Annotated in this window: 18 protein-coding genes; 10 read left to right on the forward strand and 8 right to left on the reverse strand. The window is 69.0% G+C overall.

Annotated elements, in window-relative coordinates; all coding sequences use genetic code 11:
- Nucleotides 1-37: 37 nt before the first annotated feature.
- From AC3WLF_RS28480 to AC3WLF_RS28490, 3 genes are read right to left on the reverse strand one after another with little or no spacing between them, the layout of a single operon-like run.
- Nucleotides 38-802, reverse strand: a complete 765-nt coding sequence (locus tag AC3WLF_RS28480) for a crotonase/enoyl-CoA hydratase family protein (RefSeq protein WP_456807027.1) — start codon at nt 800-802, stop codon at nt 38-40.
- A 29-nt stretch (nt 803-831) separates the two neighbouring features.
- A complete protein-coding gene (locus tag AC3WLF_RS28485) occupies nt 832-1,596 on the reverse strand; it encodes an SDR family NAD(P)-dependent oxidoreductase (protein ID WP_492317751.1) in 765 nt (254 codons plus the stop codon).
- 39 nt (nt 1,597-1,635) lie between these two features.
- Entirely contained in the window at nt 1,636-2,814 is a 1,179-nt protein-coding gene (locus AC3WLF_RS28490; protein WP_492352612.1) for a thiolase family protein, read from the reverse strand.
- A gap of 216 nt (nt 2,815-3,030) precedes the next feature.
- Here AC3WLF_RS28490 and AC3WLF_RS28495 point away from each other — a divergent pair, with 216 nt between their 5' ends.
- From AC3WLF_RS28495 to AC3WLF_RS28505, 3 genes are all read left to right on the forward strand, one after another.
- Entirely contained in the window at nt 3,031-3,846 is an 816-nt protein-coding gene (locus AC3WLF_RS28495) for an IclR family transcriptional regulator (protein ID WP_492356747.1), read from the forward strand.
- 88 nt (nt 3,847-3,934) lie between these two features.
- Nucleotides 3,935-5,209 carry an MASE1 domain-containing protein gene (locus AC3WLF_RS28500; RefSeq protein WP_492359126.1) on the forward strand — a complete coding sequence of 425 codons (1,275 nt, stop codon included), beginning with the start codon at nt 3,935-3,937 and terminating at the stop codon, nt 5,207-5,209.
- Nucleotides 5,202-6,680, forward strand: coding sequence for an acyl-CoA-binding protein (locus AC3WLF_RS28505; protein WP_492359127.1), 1,479 nt, complete (start codon nt 5,202-5,204; stop codon nt 6,678-6,680). The genes AC3WLF_RS28500 and AC3WLF_RS28505 overlap by 8 nt, the downstream gene beginning before the upstream one ends.
- Nucleotides 6,681-6,694: 14 nt before the next feature.
- On the opposite strand, the gene AC3WLF_RS28510 is transcribed toward AC3WLF_RS28505, so the two are convergent.
- Nucleotides 6,695-7,492 (reverse strand): crotonase/enoyl-CoA hydratase family protein, encoded by a 798-nt coding sequence (locus tag AC3WLF_RS28510; RefSeq protein WP_492359128.1) that lies wholly within the window; start codon nt 7,490-7,492, stop codon nt 6,695-6,697.
- A 299-nt stretch (nt 7,493-7,791) separates the two neighbouring features.
- Between AC3WLF_RS28510 and AC3WLF_RS28515 the strand changes: the two genes are divergently transcribed.
- Nucleotides 7,792-9,951: a PQQ-dependent dehydrogenase, methanol/ethanol family gene (locus tag AC3WLF_RS28515; RefSeq protein ID WP_492317746.1), complete on the forward strand. Its 2,160-nt coding sequence runs from the start codon at nt 7,792-7,794 to the stop codon at nt 9,949-9,951.
- A gap of 20 nt (nt 9,952-9,971) precedes the next feature.
- On the opposite strand, the gene AC3WLF_RS28520 is transcribed toward AC3WLF_RS28515, so the two are convergent.
- From AC3WLF_RS28520 to AC3WLF_RS28530, 3 genes are all read right to left on the reverse strand, one after another.
- Nucleotides 9,972-10,925 (reverse strand): Bug family tripartite tricarboxylate transporter substrate binding protein, encoded by a 954-nt coding sequence (locus AC3WLF_RS28520; RefSeq protein WP_492317939.1) that lies wholly within the window; start codon nt 10,923-10,925, stop codon nt 9,972-9,974.
- Between the two features lie 68 nt (nt 10,926-10,993).
- Entirely contained in the window at nt 10,994-12,421 is a 1,428-nt protein-coding gene (locus AC3WLF_RS28525; RefSeq protein WP_492359129.1) for an amidase, read from the reverse strand.
- A 150-nt stretch (nt 12,422-12,571) separates the two neighbouring features.
- Entirely contained in the window at nt 12,572-13,519 is a 948-nt protein-coding gene (locus AC3WLF_RS28530) for a LysR family transcriptional regulator (RefSeq protein ID WP_492317744.1), read from the reverse strand.
- 148 nt (nt 13,520-13,667) lie between these two features.
- Between AC3WLF_RS28530 and AC3WLF_RS28535 the strand changes: the two genes are divergently transcribed.
- The 3 genes from AC3WLF_RS28535 to AC3WLF_RS28545 are packed head-to-tail and all read left to right on the forward strand — an operon-like array spanning nt 13,668 to nt 17,098.
- Nucleotides 13,668-14,897 (forward strand): acyl-CoA dehydrogenase family protein, encoded by a 1,230-nt coding sequence (locus AC3WLF_RS28535; protein ID WP_492317743.1) that lies wholly within the window; start codon nt 13,668-13,670, stop codon nt 14,895-14,897.
- Nucleotides 14,894-16,042: an NAD(P)H-dependent flavin oxidoreductase gene (locus AC3WLF_RS28540; RefSeq protein WP_492356752.1), complete on the forward strand. Its 1,149-nt coding sequence runs from the start codon at nt 14,894-14,896 to the stop codon at nt 16,040-16,042. The genes AC3WLF_RS28535 and AC3WLF_RS28540 overlap by 4 nt, the downstream gene beginning before the upstream one ends.
- A gap of 51 nt (nt 16,043-16,093) precedes the next feature.
- Nucleotides 16,094-17,098: a Bug family tripartite tricarboxylate transporter substrate binding protein gene (locus tag AC3WLF_RS28545; protein ID WP_492356753.1), complete on the forward strand. Its 1,005-nt coding sequence runs from the start codon at nt 16,094-16,096 to the stop codon at nt 17,096-17,098.
- Between the two features lie 21 nt (nt 17,099-17,119).
- Here the strand turns inward: AC3WLF_RS28545 and AC3WLF_RS28550 are convergent, their stop codons facing one another.
- Nucleotides 17,120-18,688, reverse strand: a complete 1,569-nt coding sequence (locus tag AC3WLF_RS28550) for an EAL domain-containing protein (protein ID WP_492352603.1) — start codon at nt 18,686-18,688, stop codon at nt 17,120-17,122.
- A 316-nt stretch (nt 18,689-19,004) separates the two neighbouring features.
- Here AC3WLF_RS28550 and AC3WLF_RS28555 point away from each other — a divergent pair, with 316 nt between their 5' ends.
- From AC3WLF_RS28555 to AC3WLF_RS28565, 3 genes are read left to right on the forward strand one after another with little or no spacing between them, the layout of a single operon-like run.
- On the forward strand, nt 19,005-21,809 hold the full coding sequence (locus tag AC3WLF_RS28555) for a monovalent cation/H+ antiporter subunit A (RefSeq protein ID WP_492359130.1): 2,805 nt from the start codon (nt 19,005-19,007) through the stop codon (nt 21,807-21,809).
- The gene (locus AC3WLF_RS28560; RefSeq protein WP_492317738.1) at nt 21,809-22,177 is read left to right on the forward strand and encodes a Na+/H+ antiporter subunit C; all 369 of its coding nucleotides are present in this window, start codon (nt 21,809-21,811) and stop codon (nt 22,175-22,177) included. Before AC3WLF_RS28555 ends, AC3WLF_RS28560 begins: the two co-directional genes overlap by 1 nt.
- Nucleotides 22,174-23,715, forward strand: coding sequence for a monovalent cation/H+ antiporter subunit D (locus AC3WLF_RS28565; RefSeq protein WP_492317737.1), 1,542 nt, complete (start codon nt 22,174-22,176; stop codon nt 23,713-23,715). Before AC3WLF_RS28560 ends, AC3WLF_RS28565 begins: the two co-directional genes overlap by 4 nt.
- Nucleotides 23,716-23,718 lie beyond the last annotated feature (3 nt).

A 23,718-nucleotide genomic window follows, 5' to 3' on the forward strand; every position in this document is an offset into this window, starting at 1 on the left:
GCGGATGACATCGATGCCCTCGGTCTGGCGTGGGCCATCACTTGCCCGTCCACACCGGCTTGCGCTTCTCGGCGAATGCGGCGGCACCCTCGCGGGCATCGGCCGAGGTGAACACCGGCGCCAGCAGCGGGCGCTGGCGCTCGAACATCTCCTCGGCGCTCCAGTCGGCGGACTCGGCCACGATCTGCTTGCTGACCGCTACTGCCAGCGGGCCGTTGGCGCCGATCTCGTCGGCCAGCGCCAGCGCGCCAGCCAGCGCCTGGCCCGGTTCGGTCAGGCGGTTGATCAGGCCATAGGCGTGGGCCTGCTCGGCGCCCAGCATATTGCCGGTCAGCGCGTATTCCATGGCGATGTGGTACGGCACCCGGCGCGGCAGGCGCATCAGGCCGCCGGCGCCGGCCACCAGCCCGCGCTTGACTTCAGGCAGGCCGAACTTGGCCGCCTTCGACGACACGATCAGGTCGCATGCCAGCGCCAGCTCGAAGCCGCCGGCCAGCGCATAGCCTTCCACCGCGGCGATCAGCACCTTGCGCGGCGGCTTCTCGGTCAGCCCGCCAAAGCCGCGGCCAGGCAGGCTGGGACGCTTGCCTTCCAGGAAGCCCTTCAGGTCCATGCCCGAGCAGAAGGTGCCGCCCGCGCCGGTCAGGATGGCCACGCTCAGGTCGTCGCGGCTTTCCAGCTGGTCGATGGCGGCGGCCAGCGCGGTCGCGGTCTCGAAGTCCATGGCGTTTTTCGCCTGGGGCCGGTTCATGGTGATCAGCAGCGTATTGCCGCGGGTTTCCAGTTGCAGCGTGTCGCTCATGGGTTCTCCAGTTTTTGTCCTTATCCGGCTCAGCGCGGTGCCATGCGAATGGCGCCGTCCAGGCGGATGGTTTCGCCGTTGAGCATGGGGTTCTCCAGGATGTGCAGCGCGGTGGACGCGTATTCATCCGGTGCGCCCAGGCGGGGCGGGTGCGGCACCATGGCGCCGAGCGAGGCGCGCACGTTCTCCGGCAGCTTGGCCAGCAGCGGGGTGTCGAACAGCCCCGGGGCGATGGTGCAGACGCGGATCGCGCGCTGCGCCAGGTCGCGCGCGGCCACCAGGGTCATGCCGACGATGCCGGCCTTGGCCGAGGCATAGGGAATCTGGCCGATCTGGCCTTCGTACGCGGCCACCGACGCGGTCAGCACGCACGCGCCGCGCTCGCCGTCGATCGGTTCGTTCTTGGCCATGCGCGCGGCCCCCAGGCGCAGCGCGTTGAAGGTGCCGATCAGGTTGATGCGCACGATCGACTCGTACTTTTCCAGCGAACCCGGCGAGCCGTCCTTCTCGACCACGCGCACCGGGCCGCCCAGGCCGGCGCAATGGATCAGCGCGCGCAGCGGGGCAATGGCTTCGGCGGCGTCGTAGACGGCGTTCATCTGGTCGGTGTCGGTTACGTCGGCCTTGAGGAAGCGGACCTTGCCGCCGAATTCGTCGACCGCGGCATTGCCGCGCTCTTCCGACAGGTCGGCGATCACGACGTCGACGCCGCGTTCCACCAGGCGCCGCACGCAGGCCAGGCCCAGGCCGGAAGCGCCGCCGGTCACGACGGCGGACATATTGGTCAGTTTCATGTTGTGTCTCCTTGACTGGATGTCTGGTTCAGGCGCCGCTTACAGGCGCTCGATGATGGTGGCGTTGGCCATGCCGCCGGCTTCGCACATCGACTGCAGGCCATAGCGCTGGCCGCTGTCTTCCAGCGCATGCAGCATGGTGGTCATCAGCCGCACGCCGGAGGCGCCCAGCGGATGGCCCAGCGCAATGGCGCCGCCGCGCGGGTTCAGGCGTGCCGGGTCGGCGCCGAGCGCGCGCTGCCAGGCCAGCGGCACGCAGGCAAAGGCTTCGTTGATCTCGTAGTGGTCGATCTGGTCCAGCTTCAGGCCGCTCTTCCTGATCGCGCGCTGGCTGGCGGGGATCGGGGCGGTCAGCATCATGACCGGATCGTCGCCGCACACGTCGAACGCCACGAAGCGAGCGCGCGGCTTCAGGCCCAGGCGCTGCGCCATCGATTCGCTCATCAGCAGCATGGCGGAGGCGCCGTCACTGATCTGCGAGGCATTGCCCGCGGTCACGTTCCAGCCGATCTGCGGGAAGCGCGCGCTGAGTTCGTCATTGCGGAACGAGGCCTGCAGCGTGCCCAGCTTTTCCACCGAGGTGCCCGGGCGGATGGTTTCATCCTGCTCGACCAGCCCGTTGGGCGTGCTGATGCCGAGGATCTCGCGGCGGAAGGCGCCGCTTTCGCGCGCGGCGGCGGCCAGCTCGTGCGAGCGGGCCGAATAGCTGTCCATGTCGTGGCGCGACAGTTCGTACTTGGCGGCCACCAGCTCGGCCGCAACACCCTGTGACACCAAACCCGGCGCATAGCGCGCTTCCATCGACGGGCCGTACGGGTTCTGGCCGATGCGGGCCGAGCCCATCGGCACGCGGCTCATCGACTCGATGCCGCAGGCGATGACGATGTCATAGGCCCCGGCCATGATGCCCTGCGCGGCGAAATGCACCGCCTGCTGGCTGGAGCCGCACTTGCGGTCGATGGTGGTGGCCGGCACGTGGTCAGGAAAGCCTGCCGCCAGCCACGCCACGCGGCCCGGGCCGGCGGATTGCTCGCCCGCCTGGGTCACGCAGCCGGTGATGACGTCGTCGACCAAACCCGGGTCCAGTTGGTTGCGCTCGACCAGGCCCTTGAGGACCTGGGCCAGCAACTCGGTGGCATGGAGTTCGGTGAAGGCCGAGCCGGGCTTGGAGCGGCCCATCGGGCTGCGGATGGCGTCGACGATGACGGCTTGTTGCATGCGGTGTCTCCTGAAAAGGCTGAGCGTTGCGAGTCGTGGCTGGGATATTGAGACGTTTGTACCGAAATTTGATCGTCCAATACGATGAATTGGGATTCTGGCTTCGGAAAATCGTCCTGTAAACTCAAAAACCACGGTTTGACTTTGGGAAAGGCGAAGGGCAACATCCGGGTTTTGAGACTCGCGTATCAAAAAACCTTGAATCAAGGCAATAACATGACGAATGCACCACAAGCCTCCCTGGCCCCGCCGCCCGCCGATGCCGACGGCGAGGCGCGCCTTGTCAGCGCGCTGGCGCGGGGCATTTCGATCCTCAACTGCTTTTCGCCGACAGTGCAGGAGCTCAGCAGCCGCGAACTGATGGAACGCACCGGCCTGGCCAAGCCGACCCTGTTCCGGCTGCTCGACACCTTGTGCGAGCTGGGCCTGCTGCACTATTCGGAGCGCTTGTCGCGCTACGTGCCCGGGGTCGGGCTGATCAACCTGGCCGCGCCCGCGCTGGCACGCATGACGATCCGCCAGCTGGCGCGCCCGGCCATGCAGGAGCTGGCCGACCATATCGCCGGACAGGTCGAGCTGATCGTCGGCAGCGGCAATGCGCTGACCTACGTCGAAATCGCCCAGGGCGTGGGCAGCCATGTGTTCCGGCCCGAGGTCGGCACGCGCGTGTCGGTCTCGCGCACGGGTTCCGGACGCGGCTACCTGATGCTGTTGACCGAGGCCGAGCGCGAGGCGTATCTCGCCCAGCTCCGCGCCGCCGATCCGCAGCGCGCCGACTGGCTGCAGGAACGCCTGGCCGATGCCGCCCGCGACCTGCAAGACCACGGCTTCTGCCGCGGCCACCGCGACCTGCACCGCGAGGTCGAATCGGTTGCCGTGCCGATGCGCACCCGCCGCGACGGCGAGGCGTGGATCTTTGCCGCCTCGGTGCCGGTGTTCAGCCAGCAGAGCAAGCAGATGGAGGAAGACATCGGCCCGCGCCTGGTGAGCCTGGTGCGCAATGTAGAGGGGGCGCTGGGCGTGGCCGGATAGTCGCCATGGCTTGCTCCGAGTGACTTAACTTGGCCCTGCCATGCCCTGCGACTATTCTGAGTCGCATGTGCCACGGGAGGGGAATCCGATGCAGCAGATCCGCTTGGCGGTAACGGTTGGCGTGCTGGTGCTGCTGGCGGCGTGCGTGTCGCGCACGCTCGGGCAGGTGGCAACCGAGGCCGTACCGGTGTGGCTGGGCAGCGGCGTCACCTTTGCCGCGCTGCTGGTGTGCGCGCGCTGGTCGTGGCCGGCGGTGCTGGCTGGTGTCGGCATCGCGCTGGCGGGGTGGGGCACGGTGATCCATGGCCTGCCGCTGCCCGGCGCGGCGGCATTCGGGCTGATCGAGGTGGTCAGCCTGGGCACGGCGGGCTGGATTGCCACCTATGGGCGGCGCGATCCGCAAAGCCCGCTCGGTGCCACGCTGCTGATCGCTGGCGCGCTGGCGGGCGCCGCGCTGGGGGCTACGCTGGCGGTCGAGTTGTGGCGCTGGCAGCGGCCCGGACTGGATTTGCCGATCGAGTGGCGCGCCTGGTTCTTCTCCACGGCCGCGGGGCTGCTGCTGGTGGCCCCCGTGGTGGTAGCGTTCCGCGGCTTTCGCGTGCGCCGCTCGGGCGGCATGCCGATGCAGCAGTTCGCCGCCGGCGGACTCGCCTTCATCATCTTCGTGCTGGCGGTGCTGGTGGTGTTCTCGGCCAATGCCACGCAACGCTTCGGCGGCCTGGCCTCCACGCTGGCCTATGTGCCGATGCCATTCCTGCTGGCCACGGCGCTGCTGTGGGGGCCGCGCGGCGGCGCCGTCGCCACGCTTGTCGGCTGCCTGCTGATCATCTACCGCACCGCGGGCGGCGCGGGTCCGTTCAATGTCATCGAAGGCTTTCCCGGCGAGGCCGTGGTCGAGGTGCAGGGCTTTGTCATCGTCTGGGCACTGGTGATGCTGCTTGGCCGCGCACTGTCCGAAGGGCGCCGCTCGGCGCTGGAAGATGCCCGCGCCTGGCGCCTGCGCTACGCGCGCACGCTGCAGGCAGTGGGCGTGGCCAGTGTCGAATATGACGCCGTCACCGGCCGCGCCACCTGGAGCGAAGGCGCTGCCGAACTGCTGGGCGGCACCATCCGCCAGGTCAACAGCGTCGATGAATGGCTGGACCGCGTCGATGCCGCCGAGCGCGGGCTGGTGCAGGCCAACTGGTCGGCCGTGGCGCGCGGCGACGCGCCCGACAGCGTGCAGGAATACGCGGTGACGCTGCCAGACAGCGGCAAGGTGCGCATCCATGAGCGCCTGGCCGGCATCCGCGGCGCCGACGGCCAGGTGGAGCAGGTTGCCGCCTTGCTGCGCCGGGCCACGCCGGAGCCGGCCCATGGCTGAGCCCGGGGTGTTCCTGATCCACGGCCTGGGCGGCACGCAGTATGACCTGGGCTCGATGCACAAGCGCCTCAAGCGCGCGGGCTTCGTCACCCATTCGCTGACGCTGCCCGGCCACGGCTCGCGTCCCGAGGACCTGTGCGGCGTGCGCGCCGAAGACTGGCTGGAGGCGGTGCGCGTCAAATACCGCGAGATCGTCGACCAGCATGACACGCTGCACGTGATGGGCATGTGCATGGGCGCGCTGCTGGCGGTGGAAACGGTCAAGCGCGAGCAGCACACCAAGGGCCGCCTGGTGGCGCTGGCGCCGCCGGTCTATATCGACGGCTGGGCCACGCCCTGGTACCGCGCGCTGCGCACCGTGCTCTACCGCGTTCCCGGCGTGGCGGACCGCATGAAGGTCGAAGAGGAAGAGCCTTACGGCATCAAGAACGAGCAGCTGCGCGAGATTGTCAAGGCCAAGTTCGCGCGCGGCGAGAACTTCCACTACCGCTGGGTGCCGCTGGCCTGCCTCCGCGAGGTGGACCGCCTGCGCGGCTTCGTGCGCCAGGGGCTGCAGCGCATCGCCTGCCCGACGCTGGTGGTCCATGCGCGCCTGGACGAGCTGACCAGCCTGCGCTCGGCCAACTACCTGGTCGAGCAGATCGGGCACGGCAAGCGTGCCGGCCAGGCGCGCATGCTGGTGCTGGAAGACAGCTACCACATGGTCTGCGTCGACAACGACCGCGAACTGGTAGCGAGAAGCGTGCTGGAGTTCTTCGAGGCCAGCGTCCCCACCTCGCTCGGCATGCCCAGCGACGACGCCCGCATGACCCCGGCGCAGATGACCGAGCTGCTTGCCGCCGCGCGCGCCGACCTGGAGCGCGGCGATTTTGCCGCGCTGTATGCACGCGGCAAGGGCGATTTTGCGTGGTTCCAGCCCGGCAGCAACCGCGCCAGCGGCGTCTACCGGGGCGAGCGTGCGCTGCCGCGGCTGCGCGCGTGGGCGGATGCGGGAGCGGCGTTTACCGCGTTCGGCGCGCCGGTGCTCAATGCCGGCATGGCGGTGGTGCCGGCCACGCTGCGCAGCGGCACGCTGGCCTCGCAAGGCGTGCTGGCGTTTGCGCTGCGCGACGGCAGGCTGCTGGAGGGGCGCTGGTTCCCGGACGAGATCGCGCTGGAAGACGCGCACTTCGGCGGCGCGCCCACGGCGCAGGGCCCCAGCCCCGCCGAACAGGCCTTCGACGCCGCGGCAGCCTTGTCGAAGACCCTGCGCCACGCACCCGGCAACGACACGCTGCTGGACCTGTACGCGCTCTACAAGCAGGGCAGCGTGGGCGATGTCAGCGGCGAGCGGCCGGGCCTGATGGACATGGTCGGCCGCGCCAAGTACGACGCCTGGGCCGCGCGCCGCGGGCTGGCACGCGAGCAGGCCATGCGCGACTACGTGACGCTGGTCAACCAGCTGAAGTCGGCGGAAACGCAGTCCGCCTGAACCACAGTTGCCCCTCAGTTGCCGGTAAACACCGGGGTGCGCTTATCCAGAAACGCCTGCACTGCCTCACGGTGGTCGGCGGTCTGGTGCGAAAGCGCCTGGAAGCCGGCGGACAATTCCAGCAGCGTATCCAGGCGGGTATGCATGGCCTCGCGCATCAGGCGCTTGGCCAGGCGCACCGCGTGCGGCGGGTTGGCGGCGATGCGGCCGGCCAGTTCATAGGCCGTGGGCAGCAGCGCCTCGGGCGCGACCACGCGCGACACCAGGCTCCATTCCAGCGCCAGCCTGGCATCGATCGGCTGGCCGGTGAAGGTCATTTCCGCCGCCCGCGACAGGCCGATCACGCGCGGCAGCAGCCACGCGCCGCCGTCGCCGGGGATGATGCCGAGCTTGACGAAGGACTCGGCAAACTGCGCCCGCTCCGAGGCAATGCGGATGTCGCACATGCACGCCAGGTCCAGCCCCGCGCCCATGGCCGCGCCATTGACCGCGGCGATGACCGGCACTTCCAGGTTGAACAGCGCCAGCGGCAGCCGCTGGATGCCGCAGCGGTAGTCCTGCCGGATTTCCATGCCCGGCACTGCGCCGGAGGCCTGGCGTTCCATGTCCTTGATATTGCCGCCAGACGAGAACGCCGTGCCCGCGCCGGTAATGACCACCGCGCGCACGCTGCGGTCGCCGTGGATGCGGTCGATCGCGGCCAGGAACTCCGCCACGGCGGTATTGCCGGTCAGCGGGTTGCGGCGCTCGGGCTCGTTCATCGTCAGCGTGACGATATGATCCTGCTGCTCGTAGAGAAGGAAGTTGCTCATGGTGATGTCTCCGGATACGGCGATGCGGGCTGGTTGCCTGCCTTGGCGCCAAGGCTAAGCCACCGGCGCCTGCACCGTCCAATATTCATTTCTTCATCAGCAATATCCGACACATATCGCTCGGCAGGCTCGGGACGCCAGCCGCCTTGCGCCGGCTGCACGACTTTCTGCGGGTAATCCCTGTACCCATAATCGAATTGCTCACCGATTATCTATAGGCCCCGGCCACCGCCCGGCATCGCGCAGTTCCGTAATCCTGCAGTCCCGAATTCCAACAAGAATGCCCTACAGGAGACGATATGAGCCATGCGTTGACGCAGGCGACGGACCCCGTTGCCCCCGATGTTGCAATGCACACCCACCGCGCCATGAGGCGCGCCACAGGCTTCCTGGCAGTGGCCCTGGCGCTGGTGATGCAGGTCTTGCCCGCCGGCGCCGCGGCGCCGCGCAATGCCGCGGCCAAGGTTGACGGCGCCTTTATCAGTGCCAACGCCAGCACTGCCCGCGACTGGCCCAGCCACGGCCTGGACTATGCCGAGACCCGCTTCAGCCGGCTCAGGCAGATCGATGCGGCCAACGTGCGCGACCTGGGACTGGTGTGGACCTACAACCTGGAGTCGACCCGCGGCGTGGAGGCAACCCCGCTGGTGGTGGACGGCGTGATGTACGTCACCGCGTCATGGAGTGTGGTGCATGCGGTCGATGCGCGCACCGGCAAGCGGCTCTGGACCTTCGATCCCAAGGTGGACCGTTCGCTCGGCTATCGCGGCTGCTGCGACGTGGTCAACCGCGGCGTGGCGCTGTACCAGGGCAAGGTGTTCGTGGCTGCCTACGATGGCCGGCTGATCGCGCTGGATGCGGCGAGCGGCCGCAAGCTGTGGGAGAAGGACACCATCATCGACCGCAAGTACTCGTACACCATCACCGGCGCGCCACGCGTGTTCAAGGGCAAGGTCATCATCGGCAACGGCGGCGCCGAGTATGGCGTGCGCGGCTACATCACCGCCTATGACGCCGGCAGCGGCGAGCAGAAGTGGCGCTGGTTCACGGTGCCGGGCGACCCTTCCAAGCCGTTCGAGGATGAGTCGATGGCTGCGGCGGCCAAGACCTGGGACCCCAGCGGCAAATATTGGGAGGCGGGCGGCGGCGGCACGGCCTGGGACACGCTGGCCTTCGACCCCGAGCTGAACCTGATGTACGTGGGCACCGGCAACGGCGCGCCGTGGTCGCACAGCAAGCGCAGCCCGGCCGGGGGCGACAACCTCTACCTGGCGTCGATCGTCGCGCTCGATCCCGACACCGGCAAATATGTCTGGCACTACCAGGAGACCCCGGGCGACAACTGGGACTACACCTCGACCCAGCCGATGATCCTGGCCGACCTGAAGCTCGATGGCCAGATGCGCAAGGTCATCCTGCACGCGCCCAAGAACGGCTTCTTCTTCGTCATCGACCGCACCAACGGCAAGTTCATCTCGGCAAAGAACTTCGTCGACGTGAACTGGGCCACCGGCTATGACGCCAATGGCCGCCCCATCGAGCGGCCCGAGGCACGCGCGACCGACAAGCCTTATGACTCGGTCCCCGGTCCGTACGGCGCGCACAACTGGCATCCGATGTCGTTCAACCCGCAGACCGGGCTGGTCTACCTGCCGGCGCAGAACGTGCCGATCAACCTGATGGACGACAAGGCCTGGAACTTCAATGAAGGCAAGCCCGGCACGCCGCATGGCAACGTGGGCTGGAACACCGCCAAGTTCCTGAACGCCGAGCCGCCCAAGGGCAAGCCCTTCGGCCGGCTGATTGCCTGGGACCCGGTGCAGCAGAAGGCCGCGTGGACGCAGGAACATGTGTCGCCGTGGAACGGCGGCACGCTGACCACGGCCGGCAGCCTGGTGTTCCAGGGCACCGCCGACGGCCGCTTTGTCGCCTATGACGCGCGCAGCGGCGACAAGCTGTGGGAGTCGCCCACCGGCACGGGCGTGGTGGCGGCGCCGGTCAGCTTCGAGTTGAACGGCACGCAGTATGTGTCGGTGGCAGTGGGTTGGGGCGGGGTCTACGGACAGGCCCAGCGCGCCACCAACCGGCAGGGGCCGGGCACGGTCTACACCTTCGCCCTCGGCGGCAAGGCACCGCTGCCGGCCTTTGCCGAGTACCGCACCGCCAAGCTGCTGCAGGGCGTGAAATATGACCCGGCGCAGGTCAAGGCGGGCACCGGCCTGTACGTCAGCAACTGCGTCCTGTGCCACGGCGTTCCCGGCGTGGACCGCGGCGGCAATATCCCCAACCTGGGCTATATCGATGCCGCCTATATCGAGAACCTGGACAAGGTGGTCTTCAAGGGGCCGGCGATGGCGCGCGGCATGCCGGACTTCACCGGCAAGCTGACGCCGGACGATGTCGAGAAGATCAAGGCCTTCATCCAGGGGACCGCTGACGCGGTGCGGCCCAAGCCCTGAGGGCTGGGCCGGGAGGAGCCTCAGTCCTCGGCCTGGAAGCCGGTCGCCTCCACGATCGGCTTCCAGGCGGCGCGTTCCAGCTGGATGCGGCGGCGGCCCTCCTGGCCGGGGCGGGCCACCACTTCCAGGCCCAGCGCTTCCAGCTTGGCCGCAGTGGCGGCGTTGGCCGAGGCGGCGAGGAACATCTTTTCCACCTGCGCCACCACGTCAGGCTGCGTGCCAGCGGGCACGAACACGCCGTACCAGCTGGTGGCGTGGTCATACTGGCTGAAGCCCTGTTCCTTCATGGTGGGCACTTCGGGCAGCGCCTTGGCGCGGCGCGTGCCGCTCACCCCAAGGAAGCGCAGCTTGCCGCCCTTGTACAGCGGCATCATGCTGGCCACGGCATCCCAGCCGATCGACACATTGCCGCTGACCACATCCACCAGCATCGGCGACGCGCCGCGATACGCCGCGGGCGTGATGGCGATGCCTTCGGCCTTGCCCAGCGCTACCGTGCCCAGGTGGCCGGCGCTGCCGATGGTGGCCAGGCCCAGGCTGGCGCCGCCCGGGTTGCGCCTGGCCCAGCTCACGTATTCCTTCATGTTCTGGTAAGGCTGCTGCACGCCGGTCGCGACCGCGGTCGGCACATCGGTCAGCACCGCCGCGGGCACAAGGTCCTTGTCGGCGTCGTAAGACAGCTTCTTGTAGGTCAGCGGAAAGATCGTGAACAGGGGCGAGGGGCCAATGAACACGGTCTTGCCATCGGGCCTGGCACGCTTGACGTAGTCGAGCGCAAGGCGCGCCGACGCGCCGGGGCGGTTTTCGACCACCACCGTGCCGTGGCCGTCCTGGCGCAGCTGCTCGGCATACAGGCGCGCCAGGCTGTCGGCGGCGCCGCCGGGGGCGTAGCCGACGATGATATGCATCGGCTCGGCATCGGCCGCGCTAACCGGAGCGGTCATGGCGAAGGTGGCGGCAGCGACGGCGGTCATGGCCAGCAGCCGGCGCGTCAATCGGACTTGATCAGTCATGGCAGTCAGGGAACGATGTTGAGAGGGTGTCAGGGCAGGGTGGGCCACTGGCCCGTGAGGTCATGGATCGATTCATACAAGGCCGCCGCACGCAGCAGCGGCGCGTCGCCGCGGAAGCGCCCGACCAGCTGCAGCCCGATCGGCAGCCCGTCGCCGCCAAAGCCGCAGGGCAGGCTGATGGCCGGATGCCCGGTCATGTTGAACGGCATGGTCCACGGGAACCAGTTCGCGCGCACATCGGGATAGTCCTGGCCGTCGATTTCGATCTGGCCGAACAGGTCTTGCTCCAGCGGCAGCGCGGTGCGTGTGATGGTGGGCATGGCGAGCAGGTCGGCGCGTCCCAGCAGCGCCTGCACGCGCAGGAACAGTTGCGAGCGCTCGAACATCGCCTGCTGGTATTCCACTGCGGTGAATGCGGCGGCGGATTCCACCTGGCGCACGAAGGTCGGGCTCAAGGCATCGCGATGCTGCGCCACGATCGGCGCAAAGCGCGTGCGCCACACCGTGTGGTTGATGGCACGCCAGACGGGCTCGACGTCGAACCCTTCTCCGCCGAAGGGCTCCAGTTCGGCGCCCAGCGCGCGCAGTTTGTCCAGGCTGGCCTCGAATGCGCGTGCCACGTCCGCCGACAGCGGACGGCCCGGCGGCGCCAGGCAATACAGGATGCGCCGGCCACGCAGGTCGCCCTGCGGTTGCGCTGCGGCCACGTAGTCGGCGGCGGGCACGCCGATCGACCACGGGTCGCACGCATGCTCGCCGGCCATGGCCTGCAGCATCAGGCCGGTGTCGGCCACCGTGCGCGTGGTCGGCGTCACGTAGGTCTGGTTGCCGAACAGGTCCTGCGCCTGGCTGTGCGGAATCACCCCCTGGCTCTGCTTGATGCCCACCACGCCATTGCAGGCGGCGGGAATGCGCGTGGAGCCGCCGCCATCGGTCGCCACCGCCAGCGGCGCGATGCCGCTGGCCACTGCCACCGCGGCGCCGCCGCTGGAGCCGCCACTGGTGCGCTCGGCGTGCCAGGCATTGCGGGTGCGCCCGAACAGCGGCGAATCGGTCAGGCATTTGGAGCCGAATTCCGGCGTGGTGGTCTTGCCGACCAGGATCGCGCCCTGCGCGCGCAACCGCGCCACCGCCACGGCGTCGTCGGCCGGCACGTAGTCGCGCATCGGCACGGCGCCAAAGGTAGTGCGCACGCCGCGCGTGTTGACGATGTCCTTGGCGGTGAACGGAATGCCGTGCAGCGGAGGCAGCGGCCGGCCGGACATCACTGCCGCTTCCGCCGCGCGCGCCGCGGCCATGGCCTCGTCCGCGCACAGCGTGATAAAGCAGTTCAGCACCGGCTGCAGCCGCTCGGCGCGCGCCAGCACCGCAGCGGTCAGTTCCACCGGCGAGATTTCCTTGCGCCGGATGCGCTGCTGCAGTTCGGCGGCGCTGGCAAGACAAAGCGCTTCGCTCATTGGACGGGCGTCTCCTGAAGATGGCCGCGCGTGCCGGTATCGGCGCGCGCAGGCGTGATGGCGATAAGCCAGGGCCTGTTCACATATAAAACGTTTTATATGTGAACAGGCCCTGGAACAGCCATCTTACAACCGGCCCGCACGCGGGGACTATCGCCGCCAGGTGCCATCGGCGAGGAAGCGTTCGGCAAGCTCCGGGATGCACTGCGCCACCGTGCGCGCAGCCTGCGTGAACGGACGCAGGCTGCTGGCCGCCAGCACCACCGACTGGCGCATGGCGCGCTCGCCCAGCGGCAGGGCATCCATCAGGCCGCTGGCCAGTTCTTCCGCCACGGCGTGGTAAGGCAGCACGCTGAAGGCCATGTGATCGGCCATGATCCGCTTGATCACGGCGGAGGAGCCGGCCTCCATCACCACCGCCAGGCTGAATTTCTGCCGCGTGGCGAGGTCGTCGAGGAGCGTGCGGATGGCATTGGGCGGCACCGGCAGCACCAGTGGGAAACGCGCCAGCTGCCGCGTGGCCAGCGGACCTGGCCCGATGCCCAGCTCGCGGCACCGTTCGGCCAGCCGCTCGCGGTGCCCGACCAGCATCAGCGGGGTCTCGAACAGGCGCCGGTAGCTGTTGCGCCCGGCGGCGCGGTAGCGGTTGACCACGCCGAGATCGATCTCGCCCTGCGACAGGCGCGTTTCGATATCGCCGCTATATCCCTCCACGATGCGCAGACGCACACCGGGATAGCGCGTGCCGATCTCGGCCAGCAGTGCACTGGACAGCGCCGGCGACACCGCTGGCACCAGGCCGATGGTGACCACGCCGCTGACATGGCCGGCGTGGCCGCGCGCGGTGTCCAGCAGCTCGGTCGCGCCGTCCAGCAGCGGCACGGCCTGCGCCAGCAACTGGCCGGCGAGCGAAGTCAGCGCCACGCCGCGCCCGTTGCGATAAAAGAGGGCCCCACCGATCAGGCGCTCCAGCGCCGCGACTTGCCGGCTGACCACCGACTGCGCCAGCCCCAGCCGTGCCGCGGCGCTGGTGACGCTGCCGGTGCGGGCCACCTCCACAAAGATGCCAAGTGCCTTCAGGGTAAGTTCGTCTTGCATGTTGCAGCGTTTTCGAGGTCAGCCTGGATTTGCTGTTAGTGGAATTCTGCTATGCATTGTAGACATTGATCGATGCCATCGGAGGCGTCTATCGTCCCCTCTACGCCATGGCCGTGCCCGATGGCCAGACCAAAAGGAGACATGCAGCATGCCAATCCACGCCGAACATCATCCGCTCATCTCACTGGAAGCCCCGGAAGCCGACATGCTGGCGCGGGTCCAGGCCCTGGTCCGGGAGCAGATCGGGCCGCAGGCCGAGCAGGTCGGGCGCGAGGACGTTTTTGCCTGGGACACGTTCCGGCTGCTGGCGGCCGAGGGCGTCATCGCCACCGCCTTTCCGCGCAGCCTGGGCGGCACCGGGGCTTCGATGCTGCTGCGCGTGCGCATCATCGAGGAACTGGCGCGGGCATGCAGCACGGCCGCGTCGCTGGTCACCGGCACGGACCTGTCGTCGCGGCCGATCGTCGCCGGTGGCTCGGATGCGCTGTGCAGTGCCATGGTACCGAAACTGGCATCGGGCGAGTTGCAGGCGGCCTTTGCGCTGACCGAGCCGGGTGCCGGGTCGGACCTGGCCGGGCTGCAGGCCACGGTCCGACGCGATGGCGGCCACTATGTACTGAACGGCACCAAGAAGTTCATCACCCGCGCGGGCGTGGCCGACATGTACGTGGTGGTGGCGCGCCTGGCGGACGGCCCGGCCGGCAGCAAGGGGCTGAGCGCCTTCCTGGTGCCGCGCGCCAGCGCCGGGATCTCGGTGTCGCCGACCATCCCCAAGATGGGCTGGAACGGTGTGCCGATCGCCGAGGTGTATTTCGATGAGGTAGCCGTGCCGGTCGGGAACCGCCTGGGCGAAGAAGGGCAGGGGATGGCGCTGGCGCAGGATACGCTGGTGCGGGCGCGCATCGGGCACGCCGCCATCGCGCTGGGCCGCATGAGCGGGGCGCTGCAGATCGCGGCCCAGTACGCGGATGTGCGGCAGGTATTCGGGCGCACGGAGGGAGAGCACCAGGGCATCCAGTGGATGCTGGCGGACATGGGCGCACGCATCGAGGCCGCCCGCTGCCTGGTCTATGCCTGCGCGCAGCGCTACGACCGGCAGGATCCCGATACCTCGATCCATGCCTCGATCGCCAAGATGCACAGCACTGACCTGTGCATGAAGGTGGTGGTGGACTGCCTGCAATTGCTCGGCGGCAACGGCTACCTGAAGGCCTATCCGCTGGAGCGCTTCATGCGCGACGCCAAGATGAACCAGATCGGCGAGGGGACCAGCGAGGTGCACAAGAACCTGATCGGGCGCTACCTGATGAAGACCGCGGCGGCAATGCCATGCCACCCGTGCCTGGACCTGGCACCCGACCTGTTCGGAGCCGCATGATGACGCACACGCCTGAGCAAGCGCGGCAGCAGGACGCCGGCCATGATCCGCTCACCAATCCCCTGTGCCGGCGGCTGGGCATCCGCTGGCCCGTGTATGGGCTGGCACACAGCATCGAAGTGGCCGCCGCCATCTCCAATGCGGGCGGGCTTGGCGTCTACGCGGCCGCGCGCGACGGCCCCGACGAACTGGCCGGCAAGCTGCGCGACCTGCGCCGCCTGTGCCCGGATCGCCCGGTCGGCGTGGACCTGCTGTTGCCCACCGCCTTGCCGGGCGCGGTGGATGCGGACACCGTCGCCGCGGCGGTGCCCGAAGGGCACAAGGCATTCATCGACACCCTGTTTACGCGCTTCGCGGTGCCGCCAGCCACGCAGGGCAACTTCTTCTCGCAGTATGTCCGCTCGCAGGCGCTCTTCGAAGAGCAGGTCGAGGCCGTGGCGCAGAGCGACATCGAAGTCTTTGCCGCCGGCGTGGGGACGCCGGCCGGCACGCTGGCGCGCGTGCGCAAGGCCGGCAGGACCACTATGGCGCTGGTCGGCTCGGCGCGGCATGCGCACAAGGCCATCGAGGCCGGCGTCGATATCCTGGTGGCACAGGGCTATGACGCCGGGGGCCATACCGGCCCGATCGGCACCTTCACCCTGGTGCCGCAGATCATTGCCGCGGCGCAGGGGCGGCCGGTGCTGGCCGCCGGCGGGGTCGGCACCGGAGCGCAGATTGCCGCGGCGCTGGCAATGGGTGCGCAAGGCGCATGGCTGGGCACGCTGTGGCTGGGCACCAGCGAGCAACAGCTGGCCGGCCCGCTGGCCGACAAGCTGATCGCCGCCGGCAGCGAAGACACCGTCATCACGCGCGCACATAGCGGCAAGCCTTGCCGCGTGGTGCGCAGCGCCTTCTCGGACGCGTGGGAGGAACCGGGCGCGCCTGCCCCGCTGGAGATGCCATACCAGCAGGCGCTCACCGGGCGGCTGCTGGCAGCCGTTGAACAGCATGCCGTGGCGCCGCTGATGTACGAAGCAGCCGGCCAGAGCGTGGCCTGGGTCCGCCAGGTCGAACCGGTGGCAACCGTGATGCACCGCCTGGTGCAGCAGACGCGCGAGGCACTGGCGGCGCTGCGGCCTTACCTGGAGGCCCGCAGCGCCTGACGTCCCGCAGACCCTCAAACGGCAAAGACCGTGACACGCATGGAGACCCGCATGAACCGCAGACAATTCACCATTTCGACAATGCAGGCGGCACTGGGACTGTCCGTGCCGGCATGGCTGCCAGCCGCGGCGCGCGCGTCCGCGCCGCCCCCGCCGGCTGGCTACCCGGGCCGCGTGGTGCACGCCGTGGTGCCATATCCGGCCGGCGGCGTGGTCGATATCACCATCCGCACCGCCACGGACCGCATGTCGCTGGCCATGCCGCAGCGCATCCTGGTGGAAAACCGGCCAGGCGCCGATGGCAAGATCGGCGTTGAGGCCGTGTCGCGGGCCGAGCCGGACGGCTACACCTTGCTGGCGGCCACGCCGGTACTGTCGGTGAGCGAGAGCCTGTATCCGCAGACATCGATCCGGGTCAGGGACTTCCGTGCCATCGGCGCCGTGGCCGCGGTGCCGGCCATATTCGTGGTGGCGGACTCGGTGCCTGCCAGGACGCTGGCGGAGTTTGTCGCCTGGGCCCGCGAACGGCCCGGCCGCATCAACGTGCCCAATCCCGGCACCGGCAGCTCCATCCACCTGGGGCAGGAGCTGTTCTTCGAGGCCACCGGCATCAAGGCCGTCAATATCGGCTACAAGGGGCAGCCGCCGTCCGTTCCGGACCTGGGCCAGGGGCAGCTGCATTTCGCGCTGTTGTCGCAGTCGATTGCCTTGCCGCTGATCAAGGCCGGGCGCGTGCGCGCGCTGGCCGCCAACGCCGGGCAGCGCACCCAGTCGCTGCCCGAGGTGCCAACCATTGCCGAGGCCGGCTACCCCGGCGTGCTGGTGCGCTCCTGGTATGGCCTGGCGGCGCCGGCGCGCACCCCGGACAAGGTGATCGCCTACCTGAGCGGGGTGCTGCAGCAGGCCATGGGAACGGCCGACGTGCGCACCAAGCTGGCCGGACTCGATGCGGAGATCCTGGCGCTAGACGCGCCGGCCTTCGACCGGCTGATCGCGGCGGAGCAGGTCCGCTGGGCCGCGCTGATCAAGGCCCGCAATATCCAGGCAAGTGCCTAGTGTCTCGCGGCGCGTCACAACTCAGGGACGCGCCGGGGATGCCAGGTACGCCTGAAGGCCGTCTGCCGGCAAGGCGCGTGAAAACAGCCACCCCTGGCCGAACTGCGCACCGCGCTCGCGCAGGAAGCGCGCCTGCTCCTCATGCTCGATGCCCTCGGCCACGACCTCGAAGCCCAGCGCCTCGGCCATGGCGATGATGTGCGGCGCCACCGAGCTGGAAGCCGCCTCGCGGCCGATGGTGTCGATGAACGACTTGTCGATTTTCAGCACATCGACCTTGAATACCTGCAGGTAAGACAGGCTGGAGTAGCCGGTGCCGAAGTCGTCGATGTAGATCGGGTGCCCGGCATCGCGGAAGGCCTGGATCACTTCGAGCGCGGTCTCGGCGTGCAGGAAGCTGCGTTCGGTGATCTCGATGCGGATCTGCCGGGGCGCGATCCCGGTGCCCCTCAGGCGCGCGGTAAGTACGTCGAGAAAACGCGGCGAACTGACGTCATCCGCGCAAACATTGATTGACACATAGAAGCCGGGCCTGGCGCGCAGCAGCGGACCCAGTTCGGCGATGGTGCGGTCGAGCACGAGGTCGGTGATCTGCGGCATCAGCCCGGCCTGCTCGGCCAGCGTGATCAGCAGGTCGGGCGGCACCGGCTGGCCGTCGCGCTTCCAGCGCAGCAGTGCCTCCGCGCCCACGCAGCGGCCGTCGTGCAGCGCGACGATCGGCTGGTAATGCACCTCCAGCCGGCGGCGGCGCACGGCATTGCGCAGCGCGCCCTCCATGGTCACGCGGCGCGACATGGCGCGAAATACCAGCGCGGCCAGCAGCACGCCGATCGCCAGCCCGGCCACGACGAAGGAGCCTACCAGCATTGGCCAGGTGGCCAGCAGCGCGGTGGGCGGCGCCAGAACCACGGCCGCGAACGGAATCCGGGTGGAACGGCGCACGGAACTGCCGGGATTGTCGAGTTCGTCGGCGCCGTTGGCGTTGCGCCGGTATTCCCGCTCCATCTGCGCCACGTCGGAGCCGGTGGTGGTGGCGATGAAGACGCCCGTGGCGGTATTGACTGCACCGATGTGCCGGCCATCGAGCTCAACGATGTCGACGAATGACTTGGGGTCGATCGATACGTAGTGGCCGTGGCGCCCTACCAGCATGGCGGGGCCGGGCGCGCCAAACGGGTTGTCGAGGTCGAACCAGTATTCAAAGCCCTGGGTGTCGCGCCAGTCTGGCTCTGGCAATGTCATATGCCGCCGGAAGACGTCGCCCAGCAGTGCCGAGCACAAGCGGTAATTGCCGGCATAGCGCCCGGCATCGCGCAGGTGGTGGAAGGTGAAGGTGATTCGCCTCAGGCTGGCCAGGTTGCCGTCTGAGCAAGGCGCGTCGGGCAGGTCTTCCATTTCATGCAGCGCGCCGGTGGCGTCTGCCATGACCATCCCCATGCGGGCGACGGCAGCATTGGCAAGCATCTGCAGTTCCGCCACCTCGCGCCGTGCGACCTCCTCTTCGGCCACGCGCATGCTGGCCGCAATCGGCAACACGGCCGCGGCAAACGCCAGTATCACTGCCATCGCAAGGAACAAAGGCCGCTTCATTGTTGTCCTGTCAGCCATGCGTTGTCGAAGGGTACTACGCGCCGTCGCTGCTGCGCAGCATGCGCCATCGTCGCGCGCATTCAGATTCTTTTTGCAAAGCGATGAATTTTTTCGTGCGCCGCGCAATAAGGCAAGCATGACTTGCGCAATGCCGGCAGAATCCGGAAAGTAGGGGGCACGAATGCCCGCATAGAGGACTTGGCCCATGACCACCGCCCCATTTGCAAGACAATTACCATCGGCCCGGCTTGCCGCCCGGCGCGTCGGCGGCCGGCACGCGCCGGCCGTGCCCCCGGGCAACGGCTGAGGGGGGCGCATGGCGCTGGTGCTGCTGATCGCGCTGCCCCTGCTGGCCGCGGCGCTGACGTGGTTGATCGGCATGCGCGCCGCGCGCATGCTGGCGCCTGTCGTCATCGGCTTGCCGCTGGCCGCGCTGGTGCTGCTGCTGAGCCTGCGCGGCGCGGTCTTCGAGCAGCCGGGGCATGCGCTGGGCTGGCGCGTGGCGTGGCTGCCGCAGCTCGGGCTGGACCTGTCGCTGCGGCTGGACGGCCTGTCGTACCTGTTTGCGCTGCTGGTGCTCGGCGTGGGCCTGCTGGTGATCCTGTACGCGCGCTACTACCTCGCGCGCAATGAATCCGCGGTGCGCTTCTTCTGCCTGCTGCTGCTGTTCATGGCGGCCATGCTGGGCGTGGTGCTGGCAGGCAACCTGCTGCTGCTGGTGGTGTTCTGGGAGCTGACCAGCATCCTGTCGTTCCTGCTGATCGGCTTCTGGTCATGGCGCACCGATGCGCGCCAGGGCGCGCGCATGGCGCTGGCGGTCACGGGCGGCGGCGGGCTGGCGCTGCTGGCCGGGGTGCTGCTGCTGGGCCATATCTGCGGCAGCTTCGAGCTGTCCGTGGTGCTGGCGCAGGCCGGCAAGGTGCAGCACGACCCGCTGTACCTGCCGATGCTGGTGCTGGTCCTGCTGGCGGTCTTCACCAAGTCAGCGCAGTTCCCGTTCAGCTTCTGGCTGCCGCATGCCATGGCCGCGCCCACGCCGGTCTCGGCCTACCTGCACTCGGCCACCATGGTCAAGGCCGGCGTGTTCCTGCTGGCGCGGCTCTATCCGGTGCTGGACGGCACCAACGGCTGGTTCTACCTGGTCAGCATGACCGGGCTGGCCACGCTCATCGTGGGCGCCGGCCTGGCGCTGCTGCAGCGGGACCTGAAAGGGCTGCTGGCTTATTCCACCATCAGCCACCTGGGCCTGATCACGCTGCTGTTCGGGCTCGATACCCAGCTCAGCACGGTGGCGGCCATCTTCCATATCATCAACCACGCGGTGTTCAAGGCGTCGCTGTTCATGGCGGCAGGCATCATCGACCATGAAACCGGCACGCGCGACCTGGACCGCCTGCACGGGCTGGCGCGCTACATGCCGCACACCGCGGTGCTGGCCATCGTGGCATCGCTGTCGATGGCGGGGGTGCCGTTGTTCAACGGCTTCCTCAGCAAGGAAATGTTCTTCGGCGAGACCCTGGCGCAGGGCCTGCTGGGCGACTTCAACTGGGTGATCCCGACCGCGGCGACGCTGGCGGGGGCGCTGACGATGGCCTATTCGCTGCGCTTTATCTACGGGGTGTTCTTCGGCGCCCGGCAGCCCGACGTGCCCAACTACCCGCCGCACGAGCCGCCGCGCTTCATGAAGGTGCCGGTGGAGTTCCTGGTGGTGATCTGCCTGGTGGTCGGGCTGGTGCCGGCCTATACCGTGGGCGACCTGCTGGCGGCGGCTTCGCTGGCCACGCTGCGCGCGCCCCTGCCGGAGTACAGCCTGAACCTGTGGCACGGGGTCAACCTGCCGCTGCTGATGAGCCTGGTGTCGATGGCCGGCGGCGCGGCGCTGTTCTTCCTGCGCCGCGACGCGCTGCGGCGCCTGCAGCAGGCGATCGACCACCTGAGCGCGCGCCAGTCGTTCGAGCATGGCATGCATGCGCTGGAACGCGTTGCCGCGGCCGTCACGCGCTGGCTCGAGAACGGCTCGCTGCAGACCTATGTCGCCTGGATGCTGCTGGCGCTGCTGGCCGTGCCGGCATACTTCCTGGCCGACCTGGAATGGCTCGGCGGCAGCGTGCCGGCGGGCGCCATCGACCTGATCGGGGCCGCCACGCTGGCGCTGCTCGGGCTGTTCGGGGTAGGCGTGGTGGTGACGCACCGCCAGCGGCTGCTCGCGCTGGTGCTGCTGGGCGGCTGCGGGTTGATGGTGTCGATGGCGTTCCTGCGGTTCTCCGCGCCGGACCTGGCGCTGACGCAGATCTCGGTTGAGGTGGTGACGATCCTGCTGCTGGTGCTGGCGCTGTTCTACCTGCCGCGCGACACGCCGGAGCACGCCGGGGCTGCGCGCCGCGGGCGGGATGCGGTGCTGGCGCTCGGCGGCGGCACTTTGCTGGCAGTGGCGGCCTACGCGGTGATGACACGGCCTTATGACCCGGTGTCTGCCTTCTACATCGACCAGTCCGTGCCCGGCGGCGGCGGGCACAACGTGGTCAACGTGCTGCTGGTGGATTTCCGGGGCTTCGACACCATGGGCGAGATCTGCGTGCTGCTGATCGCAGGGCTGGCGGTGCAGGCGCTGCTCAAGGGCATGCGGCTGGACACGCCGTCGGCAGCGCCCGATGGCCTGCCGTGGAGCAGCCAGGCGCATCCGCTGCTGCTGGCCATGCTGGCGCGGCTGATGCTGCCGCTGACGCTGCTGGTGGCGGTCTTTATCCTGCTGCGCGGGCACAACCTGCCGGGCGGCGGCTTTGTCGCGGCGCTGATCACATCGGTGGCGCTGCTGCTGCAGTACGTTGCCAGCGGCGTGCGCTGGACCGAAGCGCGCATTGCGCCGGACTATCGCGCTATTGCCGGCGGGGGCATCCTGCTGGCGGGCCTGACCGGACTGGGCAGCCTGGCCTTCGGCTATCCGTTCCTGACCACCGCCTTCGGGCATTTCCACATACCGGGCATCGGCGAGGTGGAACTGGCCACGGCGATGCTCTTTGACCTGGGAGTCTTCTGCACCGTGACCGGAACCACGCTGGTGATCGTATCGCACCTGGGCGTGCGCAACCTGCCGCCGGCACAGGCCGCGGAGGACGCCTGATGGCCGCGCTCTACGCCATCACCGTCGGCATCCTGGCCGCGGGCGGCATCTACCTGCTGCTGCGCGAGCGCGTCTTCACCGTGGTGCTGGGGCTGACGCTGCTGTCGTATGCGGTCAGCCTGTTCCTGCTGGGCATGGGCCGCCTGTCGATCGGGCGGCCGCCGGTGATCGTGGCGGGCGCCAGCTATGCCGATCCGCTGCCCCAGGCGCTGGTGCTGACCGCGATCGTGATCGCGTTCGGCATGACGGCGTTCGCGGTGGTGCTGGCGCTGCGCTCGCTGGGGCTTACCGGCAGCGACCACGTCGACGCCGCCGGCCAGCCCGAGGGGCGCGCCGCCGATGGCGGTAAGCAGGGGCCGCGGCCATGAACCACGCCGTGCTGCTGCCCATCCTGATCCCCATGTTTGCCGGTGCGCTGCTGACCGCGATGCCGGCCCAGCGGCTGCGCGCGCAGCGCATCGTCTGCGCCGTGGCCACGCTGATGCTGGCACCAGTGGCGGTGCACCTGCTGCGCCAGGCGGCTGGCGGCGAGATTGCGGTCTATGCGGTGGGCAACTGGTCCGCCCCGTTCGGCATCGTGCTGCAACTGGACCGCACCGGCGCGATGATGCTAGCCCTGACCGTGGTGCTGGCCGTGGCAGCGCTGGCGGCGGCGGGAGAGGGCACGGCCCGGCAGGGCCGGCATTTCCATGCGCTGTTCCAGTTCCAGGTGATGGGCCTGAACGGCGCCTTCCTGGCGGGCGACCTGTTCAACCTGTTCGTCTTCTTCGAGATCCTGCTGATCGCGTCCTATGCCCTGCTGGTGCATGGGGCAGGGCGGGCGCGGGTCGGCGCCGGGCTGCACTACGTGATCCTGAACCTGGTGGCGTCGTCGTTCTTCCTGGTGGCGGTCGGCGTGCTGTACGGGCTGTCGGGCACGCTGAACATGGCGCACCTGGGCCTGCGCCTGGCCGGCCTGCCGGCCCAGGACCTGCCGCTGGCGGTGGCCGCCGGCGCCATGCTGATGCTGGTCTTTGCGCTGAAGGCGGCGTTGTTTCCGCTGTATTTCTGGCTGCCGCGCGCCTACGCCAGCGCCACCGGCCCGGTCGCGGCGCTGTTTGCCATCATGACCAAGGTCGGCATCTACGCGATGCTGCGTTGCGATGCGCTGATCTTCGGCGGCCCGCAGGGGCTGCTGGGGCCGTTCCTGCATGACTGGGTGTTCGTGCTGGCGCTGGTCACGCTGGCGGTCGGCGCACTGGGCGCGGTCGCCGCCGGCACGCTGCGCGCGATGACCAGCTACCTGGTGGTGGCATCGGTCGGATTGCTGGCCGCCTGCGTATCGATGCAGACGCAAGCCGGCTGGGCCGCGGCGATGTTCTACCTGCTCAGCACCACGCTGTGCACCGCCGCGCTGTTCCTGCTGGCCGACGCGCTGGAGCCGGAGCCTGGGCGCGAGGACGGGGCCCCGGTCAGTGCCTCGCGGCTGGCCGGGCTGCTGTACCTGGTGGGCGTGGTGGCAGCGGTGGGGCTGCCGCCGCTGTCGGGCTTCCTCGGCAAGGCCATGGTGCTGCGCGCGACCCCGCCGCCGTGGGTGCCTGCGCTGTGGTCCGCGGTGCTGGTGTCGGGCCTGCTGCTGCTGATTGCCGTGTCCCGCACCGGCACGCGGCTGCTGTGGCGGCTGCCGCATGAGGCGGAGCGCGTGCCGGAAGGGGATGAATACCTCGACGAAGACCATCCCGGCGCGGCACGCGTGCGCGTGCGGCCCGACGCGCGCAAGCTGGCCTGCTGCGCACTGCTGCTGGCGGGCAATGTCGCGCTGACGGTATGCGCGCGGCCGGTCAGCGACTATGTGGCCGACGCGGCGGCGCAGTTGCTGGACCGCGCCGCCTATCTCCGGGCAGTGCTGCCCGGGCAGCCGGGGTAGGCC

The organism is Cupriavidus sp. FW306-01-F10A, assembly GCF_058782785.1.